Raw genomic sequence first — 13,914 nt, 5'->3', positions numbered from 1 at the left:
ACAGAAGCGATTGATAGTGAAATTTAAATCGCTCCCATTAATCCGTTACGAAGTGTTTGTCGAATGGCCCAAACCATCTCAGAATTGGAAAAAGAAAGAGCCGAGTTGCTGAAAGCAATCGAAAGCCAGGCTCAGCAAATGTCTTCATCGCGCCAAAGCCGCGATACCCACACCTCCGAACATACTTTGAATGATTGGCTCAATGCCGCAGAGGAAGTTATGCCCAGTACCCCGAAAAGACCGACGTCATCCAATAGTACCCAAGCACCTAAATCCAAAAACAAAGCCTCTTTTTTCGGCGTAGTGATTATGTTGTCACTGCTATTGACGATTCTCGGGGTGGTGTACATCGCTTACACCAGTATTCATAATGAGCTGCAAAAAGTCTTGGCGGTCAAAGAGGATTCGATGCGCGAAGTCACTTTGTTGAAAGAATCGGTGGCGGAGTTGCAGAAATCCGTGGCAACCGGTGGTAAAAGCGAGTTGTTCGACCAGCTTCAAAAACGTGTCACTGCCTTGGAAAACGAGTTGGCGGCCTTGAAAAAACAACCGGTAGCCGCAGCTGAAACAGTAGAAAGCCAAACCGTTACCGAAACGGTTCAATCTGCCGATACCTTGGCGCCGAATGTGGTGACCACCGATATTTTGGAACAGAAGCTTCAAGAGTACACCCAAGGGATTGATAAAAAGCTTGAAGTGATTCTGAAGCACTTACATATTAATCCGGCTGAGATGGAAGCGGGGGCTCAGGAGCAGGGAGCCGCGAATGTGTCTATTAAGGAAGAAACCGTTGATGAACCTTCCGTAGCGGAACCGGCTCAACCGAAAGTGAAACCGTTGGATCAACCGGTGGTGCGTTTGGTGAAAAAGGTTGAAAAGCCAACGGAACCAACCATTGAAACCCCAGTGAAAAACTACACCGCTGACGTGAAATGGTTGTTGGAAGAACCCGCTTTTAATTACACCTTGCAGTTGGCCAGTATGCAAGAGCGCAGCTCGGTTGAAAAAATGATTCGTGAAAAAGGTCTGGACGGGGCCAAAATCATTCCATTGGAACGAAAAGGCGAAGCCTATTACGTTTTGTTGACCGGCAGTTATGCCTCCCGCACGGAAGCCGATAAAGCTGCTAAGCGTTACAAGCAAAATTTCGGCATTTCGCCTTGGGTACGTAAAATCAAAGACTTAAGCAACAAACTCGATTGATGCGCGAAAAAAGGCGCTTTTTAAGCGATTTTTCGTGGAAAAACGTTTGACTTGCCCAGGGAATCTCTCTATAATTCGCACATCTTTTCACAGCGCCAGTGTGATGAAATTGGTAGACATGACGGATTCAAAATCCGTTGGTGGCAACACCGTGGCGGTTCGAGTCCGCCCACTGGTACCATTTACTTTTCGTATATTCTCTATATACGACCGTAGCTCAGCTGGTTAGAGCACCACCTTGACATGGTGGGGGTCGGTGGTTCGAATCCACTCGGTCGTACCAAATTTCTTGATTTTAATTCTGCAGATTAAATTATTTATTCTCGTTAAGCTTCTGTTTTTACTTTTCTGATAAGTCCTAAAGGTTTTGTTATAAAAAATCCATATCCAGAAACCCTTGTTATGGCATAGATTGGATAAGTAGGATGTCGTATACTTTATGGATGGTAACTAACCTTTCTTTTTGTAAGGAATAATGGAATGTGTCGTTGCCTGTTTTAATAAAGCATGGAGGAGCGTATTCAGTGAGAAAAATCACGATATTAATGATCGGTCTTGGCCGTATCGGTGGTAAGTTTTATGAGCAATTCAGCGAGATGAATCCGGAGCAAGTGGAAATCATTGCGATTAGCGAGCCGAATTTTGAAAACCCTTTGGTGGACGATGCCGAAAAAAGAGGGATTCCCAATTATCCGCAGTTTGAAGAAGCCATTGAGCGTTTCGGTGAGGGAATCGATATTATTATGGATACCTCGAACCGGCCCGAACTGAAGCAGGCAATTCGTCAGAAGCTGGTCGATAGCGGTAATCAACACAGTGTGGTTGTGCCGATGGTGGTGGATTATCTCATGTGGTATTTGTTGCCGGGTGCCGAAGCGATTCCGCAATCGCATCATAAAAATATCGGTTACTGAAACACTTAATCGAAATTCGTTTAAAAAAGCGCTGTTATCGGCGCTTTTTTAATGGATGTTTTTCAGGTCGAAATCTACCTGAAAGCCCCTGTTTTAAAGGTTTTTGCGTCGGTCTTTGTTGACCTTTGAGAACAAAGCAAGTTTTTAAGCATTTTTATTTATATTTTTTATGAATCGCCATTAATTTATTATTAATTTCTTATATAATCCTTGGCCAAACATAATGCAACAGTGGTGTCACACTGTGCCAACGTCACTCTGAATGTCTTGTTTTCAATGTTTTGACCTCGTTTTGAGGCTGAGGATACTATGACCATTCGAACAAAATTAATTTTGTCTTTCGCAGCCATGCTGCTTCTCACAGCCATTCTCGGGCTGACAACCTTATGGGAAACGCAACGGCTTTCCACTTCTCAAGACTTAATCGTCAGTGACCGATTGCCGAAACTGGCTGCGGTGAATACTATTCAAGCACTTAACCCTCGTATACAGCGGGACTTTCGGGAGTATTTATTGGTTACGGACGAAGCGTCTCGTGATGTTTTAATGAAGCGTATTTCGAATTACCGTCAAGATGTTGCTAAGCAGTTCGAGTATTTGAAACAAAATACACATTCCGAGAAAGGGAAGCGTTTGCTGGCGGATTTGGAAGCGAAAAACACGGATATGATTGACGTCAATAATCTGGTGGTCGAATGGGTGAAAAACGGTTATGAAGAGCAAGCTAAACAGACATTGCTGGATTCATCCTCTCGCGAAAAACGAGTTGCTTTGAGAGAGGCGTTGCGGGCCATTGCAGAGCATCAGGATGCGCAAGCGCGTCAAAGCGGTGATGAAGGCATGCGAATTGCCAATGAAACCCGAATTGTAGTGACGGCGATTTTGGTCGCCGGGTTGATTTTCGGTGTCTTGATGGTGATGTACATTCTAAGAAGTGCGGTCAAGCCGATTAAGGAAATGCAAAACGTGATGCAAGCCGTTGCGCAGGACGGTAATTTCAAACGTCAGGTGCCGGTCAATAACGAAGATGAAATCGGCTTGGCGTTGGTAGCGTTTAACCAGTTGTTGAAAAACTTGGATGAAGCCATCGAACAAACCGGTGTGGTCGTGATGGCGCTGTCGCAAGGGGATTTCTCCAAGCGCATTACCGGCGAATTTGTCGGCAGCTTGAATGACGTCAAGCAGGGCGTTAATACTTCGGTGGAGCAGGTTTCGAGCACAATGGCGGAACTGAATCAATTGATGCAAGCCATGGCGGGTGGTGATTTTAAAGCCAGTTTCGATGTCGATGTAAAAGGCGAATTTGCTGAAATCGCCAGCAGTGCAATGGCCACGGTGAAGGGACTGGATCGTGTGATTTCCGAAATCAACGGCGTGATGGCGCAAGTGGTCGATGGACAGTTCTCGGGGCGTGTTAAGGCCGATGCGGAAGGGGATTTGGCTAAGTTGAAAACGTCCATTAATGAAACACTGAATAACCTGGAAAGTGTGATGCGCAATATCGGTGAAGTACTGCAAGCGCAGGCACAGGGCGATTTCACCAAAGAAATCACCACGGAATGCCACGGTCAGTTGAAGGAATTGAAAGACGCCATTCATTTCTCCTCAACCAAAATCAGCGAAGTCATTGCCCAAATCAGTCACAGTAATGAAGTGGTGGCGTCGGCCGCGAATGAGTTGGCACAAGGTTCGAGTGATTTGTCGTCGCGTGTTCAGCAGCAAGCCGCCGCGTTGGAAGAAACTTCGGCCACCATGGACCAAATGGCTTCGACCGTGAAACAAAACACCGACAATGCCATTCAGGTCGCGGACATGTCGCAGCAAGCCAGTGAAGAAGCGGGGCAAGGCATGACGGTGATGAAGCAAACCATTGAAGCCATGAATGGCATTAAGGATTCCAGTCATCGTATTGCCGACATCGTGACCTTGATTGACGGTATCGCTTTCCAGACCAACTTGCTGGCCTTGAATGCGGCGGTGGAAGCGGCGCGTGCCGGTGACCACGGGCGTGGTTTTGCGGTAGTCGCCGGTGAAGTGCGTGCCTTGGCGCAAAAGTCGGCGGAAGCGGCTAAGGAAATTAAAGACTTGATCGAAGAAAGCGTTAGCCGTGTCGAAAACGGTAGCCGTCTGGCGGAAGATTCCGGGCAATCCCTGGAATCGATTACCGAAGTGATTCGCCAAGTGAATGGCATGATTAATGAAATCTCCAAAGCGTCACAGGAACAAACCACCGGTGTCGAACAAGTGAACCGTGTGGTGACGGATATCGACCAAATGACGCAGCAGAATGCGGCGTTGGTGGAAGAGTCGGCTTCGGCTTCGGAAGAGTTGAACGAGCAGGCGAATGAAATGCGCGAAGCGGTGGCCTTCTTTAAAGTGGTCGGGGGCTATACGCCTAAGGCTCTTGAAGCGGAAACGGCATTGAATGCATCCAAAGCTTCTAACCCGGCCGCTTTGGAAAGTAAACCGGCGAATAATTCCGAGAAGCCGGCTCTCACCAAACCGGCCTCTAACTCGGAAAAAGGGTTGGAAAATGAAGGTGAGTGGTCCACCTTCTAAAGGGTGACGCTCTTATTGACCTGATTAAATCCCGGCTTTAGCCGGGGTTTTTGTTTGCGGCCACCGGAATAAAACGTGATCCCAAGAAGGCGGTTCCAAGCCCGAACAGGAAGCCGAAGGTGATGGTGTATACAAACGACAACCAGCCGAAATAACTGATGAGCGTAAAGCTCAGCATACCGACCAGAATGGTTAAAATCGCCCAGGCCTGGTTGATTCGCTGTTTTAACGCCAGCCAGATAATCAATGGACCGAACGCTGAGCCGAGTAGCCCCCAAGCATCCAAGACCAAGCTGAATACGGTTTGGTTGTTGGATAAAGCGATGGAAACGGCGACAACCAGGATGGTGAAGGTGGCGAGCTTGGTCAACATCAGACTGTTGGTCGGGGTGTTACGCAAATCCCGTGTCAAAGAGGCAGAGCAGGATAGAATCAGGGAGTCCACCGTTGACATCGTCGCGGCAAACAGCGCGGCCAACATCAGGCCGGCGAACATGTCCGGCATCAATTGATCCGCCAATAACGGCAGGGCCATCTCGGCATCGAAGTTATCGGTGGAAGGAATCAGCAGTCGGCTCAGCAAGCCGACAATGATGGTTAGGCCATAAAACACCGTAAACCAGCCGTAGTAATAAAACTGCATTTCTCTGGGCGTGCGATCCGGGTGCAGCGTCATAAAGCGGATGACCACATGCGGTTGACCGATGACGCCCATGCCGCCGAACACCCAGCCGATAATGAACAAGATAGCGGAAAAGGCGTTCAAATCGGATGGAAACCAGAACATATAGTCGCTGGATACCTCATGCAATAAATGATTAATGTCGCCAAAACTGCCCAGTGACACCACGCCGAAATACACCATCATCAGCATCCCGCCCAGCATCACAATGGATTGCGCCACGTCGGTCCAAAATTGAGGCGCGCAAGCCGCCAACCAGACTGTAGACAAAGATAATGACCGCCGCCAACAAGATGCCGGTTTCCCTTGGCCAGTCCAATAAGGCTTCGGTGGCTTTGGTGCCGGCTTTTAATTGCGCTGCCGCGTAGATGGTGAGGAACAGAATGGTCAATAGGCCAATCAATTGACGAAGCCGGTGTGCGCTGGGGGCTTTCATCCAATGCAGAATCAGCCCGCCGAACGAATGGACTTCATCGTTTTGCGCCTGGGTTTGAATGGCTTTGACGGCTTGGCGCTGCACCAGCCAGTCACCGAAAATCCAGCCGACCATCAGCCAGATGGATGATAATCCCATAAAGTAGGTGGCGCCGATCATACCGATGAACATGAAACCGCTGTTATTGGTGGCCACCGCGGACAGCCCCACTAAAGCCGGGTGGACGCTCTTGCCGGCTACAAGGTAGTCTTCGGTGGTTTTTCGCGAGAAGAAGTAACTGGCGACACCGATGAAAAAGAATAGGGACAGAAAAAACAGAAAGGTATATAAAATCATAGACATCCGAAGGGGTGGCAAAAGTAAAAAGGAGTGTTGTTGGAAAAAGGCTGATCGACCAGGGGGCCGGTGAAGAGAGTTGAGCGGAACGAATAGGACTGGGCGAGAGTCGCCGTCCGATCGTGCGAAGCCATTAAGCTGTCGATAATAAGGCCTTTTCCAGGGTATTTAAATTGCCATTCATCCTAACAAACCGTTTCCGGGATGGCAAATTTGGTGTGAAACGGGATTTCCATTTTGCGTGATTAAGCGTATGATTTGAAGGGTTGTTCAGACGTCTCTTCGGAGGCATTTCAAAGCAGTGTTTAGGAGGCAAAGATGGCAGTTCAAAAACACGGTATTTCGTTGGGCATCCAACGGGTCGGCGCGCAGTTTTTTCTGGCGTTGACCGCAGTAGGAAAACTGACGCACGAAGATTATGGAATGATGACCCCTATGATTGATTCGGCTCTGGAAGGGGTTAAGGAAGCGAAGATTCATGCCTTAGCCGATTTAACCGAAATGGAAGGCTGGGAAATGCGTGCTGCCTGGGACGATTTTCGGCTGGGCATGAAGCACCGCAATCAGTTTGAAAAAATCGCCATTTTAGGCAATAAAAAGTGGCAGGAGTATTCGGCGAAAGTGGGTAAATGGTTTGTATCCGGTGATATCCAATACTTTGAAGACGAGCAAGCGGCGTTGGATTGGTTACAAGAGCCGTAATCGTTAACGTTATCTCTAATATCAAAAACCACCAGGCCTGGTGGTTTTTCGTTTTAGGGTTATGACGCCTCATGGTCCTTGTATTCTTCGACCATACTGGGGTCGAAACGGGTTTGGTTGATGTCGATGCCAAGATTGACCAGACGCTGTACCAGTTGTTCTTTTTCGGACTTGATCTCAATCAGTTCGTGGCTGTTTTCTTCCAACTGATACATTTGGGTGAGCCCTAAATGATAAAAACGCAAGATTTTCAACGCCTTTTCGTCGTCATGATTGGCTTTGGCTTTAACCTTGTCGATGACATTGGTGATGTGCATGAGGCTGCGTTTCAGGCGCCAGCCGTACATGGCTTCGTTCATCCAGGCACTGTCCTTAAAGAAAAAGCGCACAATCAAGCCGGTAATCACCAGCCCGACAAACGCCCCCAACAAATTTAAGACGATGTGGTTCGAGCTGTAGGGGCCGAGGTATTCCACGAAACTGGTGGCGGTAATCATGCCGATGACAATGAAAATCGCCATGATTTTCAAGGTCGCATTACGGGTTTGCTTGCGATAAAACGCCGGGTCGATGTCTTTGATTTCGAACATAACCAATTCCTCAGTGAGATTCCCGATAAGTCGGGCGCGATTCTGATAATGGCAAAATCTTAGCATGACCGTTACAGGGTTGCGAGTTAAACCCATCGATTTTTCGGAAATGACCAGGCCTGGCGAATTTTGATTTTCCATCTGACGGGGGAATGAAATCACGGTATAATCTTGCGTTTTTAAGCCGTTACCGAAAAACATTACTCAAGAACAGAGTCCAAAACCGAACCGGCGCTCAGCGTCCGGTCAGCGAAACTATGCGACGACAAGATTTTTACTTTGACCTGCCTGAAGAACTGATTGCGCAGCAACCGACGGAAGAGCGTACCCAAAGCCGACTGCTGGTGATGGAAGCGGACGGTGGCGTATCCGATCAACATTTTCCGGACTTACTGTCGTATCTGAATGAAAACGATTGTTTGATTTTCAACGACACTAAAGTGATTCCGGCCAGACTGTTCGGGCAAAAATCGACTGGTGGTCAGGTGGAACTGTTGATTGAACGGGTGCTGGATAATGAACGGGTCTTATCGCATGTGCGTTCCAGTCGCGCCCCGAAGGCCGGTGCCGTTCTGCACATCGCCGATGCGTTCGAGGCCGAAGTATTGGGGCGTGAAGGCGCCTTGTTCGAATTGAAGCTTTCACAAAAAGAGTCGGATTTGTCGGCGTTGGAATTGATTGAAGCGCATGGTCATATGCCGTTGCCGCCGTATATCGAGCGCGAAGACGAACTGGAAGATAAAGAACGCTATCAAACGGTGTACTCCGCCAAACCGGGGGCGGTTGCCGCACCGACGGCGGGACTGCATTTTGATGAGGCCCTGTTGGAACGCATTCGTGCCAAAGGCGTATCGACCGGGTTTGTAACGCTGCACGTTGGCGCCGGGACCTTTAAGCCGGTGCAGGTGGATGACATTGCCGAGCACGTTATGCATTCTGAAGTCATTGAAGTCTTGCCGGAAACTGTGGCGTTGATTGAAGAAACCAAACGCAAAGGCGGGCGGGTGATTGCCGTGGGCACCACATCGGTTCGTTGTTTGGAAAGCGCCGCGCGTTTTTCCGGTGACGGGCCATTGCAACCCTATCAGGGTGAAACCGATATTTTCATCACCCCGGGGTACGAATTCCAAGTGGTGGATGTGCTTTTGACCAATTTTCACCTGCCGGAATCCACCTTGATCATGCTGGTGTCGGCGCTGGCGGGGTATAAACGCACCATGCAAGCCTATGCTCACGCCGTGGCGCAAGGTTACCGCTTTTTCAGTTACGGCGATGCCATGCTGGTGCATCCGGCTCAGAAAACGGCTGCGAAGGCTGAATGACGCCAAACACATAACGAATGGACACAATTGAATGAAATTTGAATTGGATAAACAAGATGGGCGCGCGCGTCGCGGCCGATTGATTTTTGACCGCGGCGTGGTGGAAACGCCGGCCTTTATGCCGGTCGGCACCTACGGTTCGGTCAAAGGGATGATGCCGGAAGAAGTGGCCGACACCGGTGCCCAGATTATTTTGGGCAATACTTTCCATTTGGCGATTCGTCCGGGGACCGATATTATCGAGCAGCATGGCGATCTGCACGATTTCATTAACTGGCCGGGTCCGATTCTGACCGACTCCGGCGGGTTTCAGGTGTTCAGTCTCGGCAAAATGCGCAAGATTGTGGAAGAGGGGGTGCATTTCCGTAACCCGGTCAATGGATCGCGTTTGTTTATGGGGCCGGAAGAATCGATGGAAATCCAGCGCAAATTGGGTTCCGACATCGTGATGATTTTCGACGAATGCACGCCGTATCCGGCGTCGCACGAGGTGGCGGCCGAGTCGATGCGTTTGTCATTGCGTTGGGCGGAGCGTTCCAAAAAAGCCCACGAAGGGAACCCTTCGGCTTTGTTTGGTATTGTGCAGGGCGGTATGTATGAAGATTTGCGTGAAGAGTCCATTCAGGCGTTGATGGAAATCGGTTTCGACGGCTACGCCATCGGTGGCTTGTCGGTGGGCGAGCCGAAAGAAGAAATGATGGCGACATTGGATTTCACCGAACCGCATATGCCGACCGACAAGCCGCGTTATATGATGGGCGTCGGTAAGCCGGAGGACATTGTCGAAGCGGTCCGTCGCGGCATTGATATGTTCGACTGTGTGATTCCGACCCGCAATGCTCGAAATGGCTTCCTGTTTACGCACACCGGTGTCGTCAAGATTCGGAACGCGGTGCACAAGACCAGTTTGGAACCGTTGGATGTCAAGTGTGACTGCTATACCTGTCGCAATTACACTCGAGCTTATCTGCATCATTTAGATAAGTGTGGTGAAATCCAGGGGGCACGCCTGAACACCATTCATAATCTGCATTATTACCAGCTATTGATGAAAGGGTTGCGGAACGCCATCGCATCGAATTCATTGGACGCTTTTGTAGCGGATTTTTATGCTGAACGAGACGAGGCGGTACCGCCGTTGTGACAATCCGATGATGTCAGATTTTGTTAATAGAATTTTCAAATTTTTTATGCAACAATAACGCAGTTAATTTTAAGGAGAAAAATATGATTTTGATTTCGGATGCCATGGCAGAAGGCGGCGCGGCCGCACAAGGAAGTGGTTTTGAAGCGTTGCTTCCGTTGGTTCTATTGTTTGTGGTGTTTTACTTCTTGTTGATTCGTCCACAGCAAAAGAAAGTCAAAGAGCATAAGAAGTTGGTTCAAGCTCTGGGGAAAGGCGCGGAAGTCGTCACTTACGGCGGTTTGGCCGGTAAAATCCGCGAATTGGATGAAAACTTCGTCGATTTGGAAATCGCCGACAACGTGACCGTGAAAGTTGAGCGTCAAAACGTTGCACGTGAGTTGCCGAAAGGAACATTGAAAGGGACTGCTGAATAAGCAGGCACCAAAACGACAAGGGGCTGATTGGCCCCTTTTGTTGTTTTAAGGGAAGCACTTGCACGTATCGAAATCCACGGTGCGTGTTCTCTAGGCTAGCACCTTAGCCGTTTTTTGGAAAAATACGACCATGTTTGAATCAAGACAAAAAGTCATCAGTAACCAGTATCCTGCCTGGAAATATCTGTTATTACTCGTTGTCATTGTGCTCGGGCTGATTTATGCAGCTCCGAACCTGTTTGGCGACGATCCGGCGGTACAGGTATCGCCGGCCAAGTCGGTGCAGTTTGATGCCAGCACCGAAAAAACCATTGAGTCCACTTTGGCAAAAGCCGACCTGGACCCGAAATCCTTAAAATATCAAAACGGTCAGTTCCTGATTCGTTTTCATAATGCGGACGACCAGCTGAAAGCCAAAAGTGTGCTGAAAGACGTTTTGGGCCGTCAAGCTGTCGTGGCCTTGAATTTGGCACCGGCTACGCCGGAGTTTTTGAGAGCCATGGGCGCGCAGCCGATGTATCTCGGTTTGGATTTGCGTGGCGGGGTGCATTTCTTGATGGACGTCGACATGGAAGCGGCCATCGAGAAAAACTACAACCGTTATGTGGATGAAATTAAAGCCACCTTCCGAAAAGAACGCATTCGTTACCTAGGCGTGGAATACCAGCAAGACCATTTGATGGCAAAATTCCGCGATGCCGCCAGTGTGGAAGCGGCCGACAAGGCGCTTCAGGAAGCTTATCCGGCTCAGTTCAATTTGATTCAAAAACCGGATGAGCATGCGTTGGAAATCCGTTTGCTCCCGAAAACGTTGGAAGAGGCGCGCACCTATGCCTTGAAACAAAACATCACCACCTTGCGTAACCGTATCAACGAGCTGGGGGTCGCTGAGCCGGTCATTCAGCAGCAAGGTGATCGCCGTATCGTTGTGCAATTGCCGGGCGTTCAAGACACGGCTAAAGCGAAGGAAATCCTAGGCGCGACAGCTACGTTGGAGTTCCGTCTAGTGGAAGAAAAAGGCGATGCGGCACGTGCTGAAAAAACCGGTTATGCGCCGAACGGTTCGCGTTTGTACCATTTCCGAAACGGTCGCCCGATTTTGCTGAAACGCAGTGTGATTGTGACCGGTGACAATGTTATCAATGCGCAGTCCGGTATCGATCCGGAATCCGGTTCGCCGGAAGTGACGGTGACCTTGGATGGGGTCGGCGGACGTAAGATGCTGGCGACCACCAAAGAGAATATCGGTAACCGCATGGCGGTGGTGTTCATTGAAAACCGTATCGACACCATCGAAAAAGGCGATGAAACCATTAAAAAACGTGTGACGACCAAAGATGTCATCAACGCCGCAGTGATTCGCGGCCAGTTCGCCAATCGTTTCCAAATCACCGGTTTGGACAGTCCGCAAGAAGCGCAGGATTTGGCGTTGCTGTTGCGTGCCGGGGCTTTGGCGGCACCGATGGAAATCGTTGAAGAACGTACTGTCGGACCGAGCCTGGGGCAAGACAATATCGATCAGGGCATGATGTCCGTGGTTGTCGGCTTCTTGCTGGTATTGGTGGTGATGGTCTGGCGTTATAAAGTGTTCGGCATGATCGCCAATGTGGCTCTGACCTTGAATTTGGTTCTGATTGTCGCGGTGCTATCGTTGTTGCAGGCGACTTTGACGTTGCCGGGGATTGCGGGCATCGTCTTGACCGTCGGGATGGCGGTGGATGCCAATGTGTTGATTTTCGAGCGGATTCGCGAAGAGTTGCGTAATTCGTCGGTGCAGTCGGCCATTCACGCCGGTTATGAAAAAGCCTTCGTGACCATTGCCGATGCCAATATCACCACCTTGTTGGCGGCGGTTGTCCTGTTCAGTTTCGGTACCGGGCCGATTAAAGGCTTTGCGATTACACTGTCCATCGGGATCATTACCTCCATGTTTACCGCCATCTTGGGTACAAGAGCGTTGGTGAACGCGCTATACGGCAATAAGCCGGTAGAAAAATTATCGGTTTAGTCAGAGGAAACACAATGAGCGCACAAGTAGAAAAACAGTATAACTTTATGGGCCATCGCCGCTTGGCGATGGGGGTTTCATTGGCTTTCGTCATTTTGTCTGTCGTCGGTTTGTTTGTGAAAGGGCTGAACCTGGGGATTGACTTCACCGGCGGGACGATTATCGAATTGTCGTATCAAGAACCGGCCGATGTCGATAACATTCGTGACGCCTTACAGGTCAGCGGCTTTGACGAAGCGGTGGTTCAGAACTTCGGTTCGGCGGAAGACGTTTTGATTCGCATTGCGCCGCGCGACGGCGTGAATTCCGCGCAAATCAGCAATATGGCGATGGACGGATTGCGGGATAACCATTCCGACGGCTTTGAGTTGCGTCGTGTCGAATTCGTCGGTCCGCAGGTTGGGGATGAATTGACTGAAGACGGTGCTTTGTCGGTGATTTATGCCTTGATCGGGATTTTGATTTACGTAGCGTTACGTTTCGAGTTCCGCTTCTCCATCGGTTCCGTGGCGGCCTTGGTGCATGATGTGGTCATCACGCTGGGCGTGTTTGCCTGGACGCAGGCCCAGTTCGATTTAACGGTGCTGGCGGCGTTACTGGCGGTCATCGGTTATTCCCTGAACGATACCATCGTGGTCTTCGACCGGGTGCGGGAAAACTTCCGAACCGTGCGAGACGGCACGCCGGAGGAGGTCACGAATTTGGCCGTGAACCAGATGCTGGCGCGAACCCTGATGACCTCCTTGACCACCTTGCTGGTGCTGATTGCCTTGTTTGTTTTAGGTGGGGAAATCATTCACAACTTCGCATTGGCCTTGATTGTTGGCGTCGTGGTCGGGACCTATTCATCCACCTTCGTTGCCAGCTCCATTGCCTTGGCATTGGGCGTATCAAAGGAAGATTTGATGAAGCCGGTAAAAGAAGGTGCGGATGCCACGGCACAGGAAGAAGAGTTGAACCGTATTTTCCTGGAGCAGGAAGCGGAACGTGAAGCACGCGATGCGGCCAAGCAGAGCAAGCGCAAAAAATAATCCAATTTCAAAACAGCAAATTGGAAATATAAAAAAAGACCAGGCCTGGTCTTTTTTTATATCTGCCGTTCAGCGAACGACATGGAACCGATTGAGCTTAATGGTGCGTGGACGACACCGGCAGTTGTTTGATGTCGGAGGCCATTAAGGCTTCGATCTGTTCTTGTGTTAGATATTCATGTTCGTGTTCAGGCTGTTCACGCTTGACGGCGCTGGGCATGTCGAAATCCAGGTGCTTCAACTGTTTTTTATTCATGGTGTTGATGAAGTTTTGTAACGCCTGAATCACTTGACCGTTCAAATCTCGATTGGTTTGTTCCAAAATAATGTCGTGCAATTGATTAACCCATTTCATCTGCGTGGTGCGGACGCGCTCGGCGTGCTCTCTTAAACGATTGTTCTTCAAGGCTTCTGGATAAGCGGCGGTCAATTCTTTGATGTCGTTAATAATCATTTCTGCAATCTGGATGGTCTGTTCGGACGTGGTTTCCAAGCGTCGATCAATGTAATCCAAACAGGTGCTGACTTTTTGTGATGTATTCATTTTACTCGCCATAATGATGTTCCCCAG

Annotated in this window: 13 protein-coding genes and 2 tRNA genes; 11 read left to right on the top strand and 4 right to left on the bottom strand. The window is 49.5% G+C overall.

The features are described 5' to 3' along the window. Nucleotides 1-63 precede the first annotated feature (63 nt). From EPV75_RS07340 to EPV75_RS07320, 5 genes are all read left to right on the top strand, one after another. The gene (locus tag EPV75_RS07340) at nt 64-1,203 is read left to right on the top strand and encodes an SPOR domain-containing protein (protein WP_128384954.1); all 1,140 of its coding nucleotides are present in this window, start codon (nt 64-66) and stop codon (nt 1,201-1,203) included. Nucleotides 1,204-1,297: 94 nt separating this feature from the next. Then, nucleotides 1,298-1,384: transfer RNA gene (locus tag EPV75_RS07335), tRNA-Leu, on the top strand. A 25-nt stretch (nt 1,385-1,409) separates the two neighbouring features. Further along, nucleotides 1,410-1,486: transfer RNA gene (locus EPV75_RS07330), tRNA-Val, on the top strand. Nucleotides 1,487-1,727: 241 nt separating this feature from the next. Further along, nucleotides 1,728-2,117, top strand: a complete 390-nt coding sequence (locus tag EPV75_RS07325; RefSeq protein WP_128384953.1) for a Gfo/Idh/MocA family oxidoreductase — start codon at nt 1,728-1,730, stop codon at nt 2,115-2,117. Nucleotides 2,118-2,426: 309 nt separating this feature from the next. Continuing rightward, nucleotides 2,427-4,676, top strand: a complete 2,250-nt coding sequence (locus EPV75_RS07320) for a methyl-accepting chemotaxis protein (RefSeq protein ID WP_128384952.1) — start codon at nt 2,427-2,429, stop codon at nt 4,674-4,676. 37 nt (nt 4,677-4,713) lie between these two features. On the opposite strand, the gene EPV75_RS12390 is transcribed toward EPV75_RS07320, so the two are convergent. Together EPV75_RS12390 and EPV75_RS12385 are read right to left on the bottom strand one after the other, a co-directional pair. Then, nucleotides 4,714-5,580, bottom strand: coding sequence for a sodium:solute symporter family transporter (locus EPV75_RS12390; RefSeq protein WP_128384951.1), 867 nt, complete (start codon nt 5,578-5,580; stop codon nt 4,714-4,716). Then, nucleotides 5,495-6,130, bottom strand: coding sequence for a sodium:solute symporter family transporter (locus tag EPV75_RS12385; RefSeq protein ID WP_192893966.1), 636 nt, complete (start codon nt 6,128-6,130; stop codon nt 5,495-5,497). The genes EPV75_RS12390 and EPV75_RS12385 overlap by 86 nt, the downstream gene beginning before the upstream one ends. Nucleotides 6,131-6,448: 318 nt before the next feature. Here EPV75_RS12385 and EPV75_RS07305 point away from each other — a divergent pair, with 318 nt between their 5' ends. After that, entirely contained in the window at nt 6,449-6,832 is a 384-nt protein-coding gene (locus EPV75_RS07305) for a SpoIIAA family protein (protein ID WP_128384949.1), read from the top strand. A 59-nt stretch (nt 6,833-6,891) separates the two neighbouring features. Here EPV75_RS07305 and EPV75_RS07300 read toward each other — a convergent pair whose 3' ends face one another. Continuing rightward, nucleotides 6,892-7,422: a DUF3087 domain-containing protein gene (locus tag EPV75_RS07300; protein ID WP_068650281.1), complete on the bottom strand. Its 531-nt coding sequence runs from the start codon at nt 7,420-7,422 to the stop codon at nt 6,892-6,894. Between the two features lie 257 nt (nt 7,423-7,679). On the opposite strand from EPV75_RS07300, the gene queA reads away from it, so the two are divergent. The 5 genes from queA (at nt 7,680) to secF (ending at nt 13,343) form a co-directional block, all read left to right on the top strand. Next, nucleotides 7,680-8,744: a tRNA preQ1(34) S-adenosylmethionine ribosyltransferase-isomerase QueA gene (queA, locus tag EPV75_RS07295; protein ID WP_128384948.1), complete on the top strand. Its 1,065-nt coding sequence runs from the start codon at nt 7,680-7,682 to the stop codon at nt 8,742-8,744. A gap of 31 nt (nt 8,745-8,775) precedes the next feature. Next, a complete protein-coding gene (gene tgt, locus EPV75_RS07290; protein WP_128384947.1) occupies nt 8,776-9,888 on the top strand; it encodes a tRNA guanosine(34) transglycosylase Tgt in 1,113 nt (370 codons plus the stop codon). Nucleotides 9,889-9,971: 83 nt separating this feature from the next. After that, nucleotides 9,972-10,304, top strand: a complete 333-nt coding sequence (gene yajC / locus EPV75_RS07285) for a preprotein translocase subunit YajC (protein ID WP_029938235.1) — start codon at nt 9,972-9,974, stop codon at nt 10,302-10,304. Nucleotides 10,305-10,434: 130 nt separating this feature from the next. Continuing rightward, complete coding sequence (secD, locus tag EPV75_RS07280) at nt 10,435-12,312, top strand: protein translocase subunit SecD (RefSeq protein ID WP_029938234.1); 1,878 nt, start codon at nt 10,435-10,437, stop codon at nt 12,310-12,312. Between the two features lie 14 nt (nt 12,313-12,326). Beyond that, nucleotides 12,327-13,343, top strand: coding sequence for a protein translocase subunit SecF (gene secF / locus EPV75_RS07275; RefSeq protein ID WP_128384946.1), 1,017 nt, complete (start codon nt 12,327-12,329; stop codon nt 13,341-13,343). 97 nt (nt 13,344-13,440) lie between these two features. On the opposite strand, the gene EPV75_RS07270 is transcribed toward secF, so the two are convergent. Further along, nucleotides 13,441-13,887: a hypothetical protein gene (locus tag EPV75_RS07270; protein ID WP_225972281.1), complete on the bottom strand. Its 447-nt coding sequence runs from the start codon at nt 13,885-13,887 to the stop codon at nt 13,441-13,443. Nucleotides 13,888-13,914: the final 27 nt, after the last annotated feature.

It is taken from the genome of Hydrogenovibrio thermophilus, assembly GCF_004028275.1.
Lineage (GTDB): Bacteria > Pseudomonadota > Gammaproteobacteria > Thiomicrospirales > Thiomicrospiraceae > Hydrogenovibrio > Hydrogenovibrio thermophilus.
The sequence above is the reverse complement of the archived record's forward strand: the minus strand, read 5'-3'. Positions and strand labels throughout refer to the sequence as shown.

Excerpts from the sequence above, each read along its gene's own strand:
- queA (WP_128384948.1), top strand. The coding sequence starts at position 7,680 with ATGCGACGACAAGATTTTTACTTTGACCTGCCTGAAGAACTGATTGCG.
- yajC (WP_029938235.1), top strand. The coding sequence starts at position 9,972 with ATGATTTTGATTTCGGATGCCATGGCAGAAGGCGGCGCGGCCGCACAA.
- EPV75_RS07300 (WP_068650281.1), bottom strand. The coding sequence starts at position 7,422 with ATGTTCGAAATCAAAGACATCGACCCGGCGTTTTATCGCAAGCAAACC.
- secF (WP_128384946.1), top strand. The coding sequence starts at position 12,327 with ATGAGCGCACAAGTAGAAAAACAGTATAACTTTATGGGCCATCGCCGC.
- EPV75_RS07270 (WP_225972281.1), bottom strand. The coding sequence starts at position 13,887 with ATGAATACATCACAAAAAGTCAGCACCTGTTTGGATTACATTGATCGA.
- EPV75_RS12385 (WP_192893966.1), bottom strand. The coding sequence starts at position 6,130 with ATGATTTTATATACCTTTCTGTTTTTTCTGTCCCTATTCTTTTTCATC.
- tgt (WP_128384947.1), top strand. The coding sequence starts at position 8,776 with ATGAAATTTGAATTGGATAAACAAGATGGGCGCGCGCGTCGCGGCCGA.
- EPV75_RS07340 (WP_128384954.1), top strand. The coding sequence starts at position 64 with ATGGCCCAAACCATCTCAGAATTGGAAAAAGAAAGAGCCGAGTTGCTG.
- EPV75_RS07305 (WP_128384949.1), top strand. The coding sequence starts at position 6,449 with ATGGCAGTTCAAAAACACGGTATTTCGTTGGGCATCCAACGGGTCGGC.
- EPV75_RS07320 (WP_128384952.1), top strand. The coding sequence starts at position 2,427 with ATGACCATTCGAACAAAATTAATTTTGTCTTTCGCAGCCATGCTGCTT.
- secD (WP_029938234.1), top strand. The coding sequence starts at position 10,435 with ATGTTTGAATCAAGACAAAAAGTCATCAGTAACCAGTATCCTGCCTGG.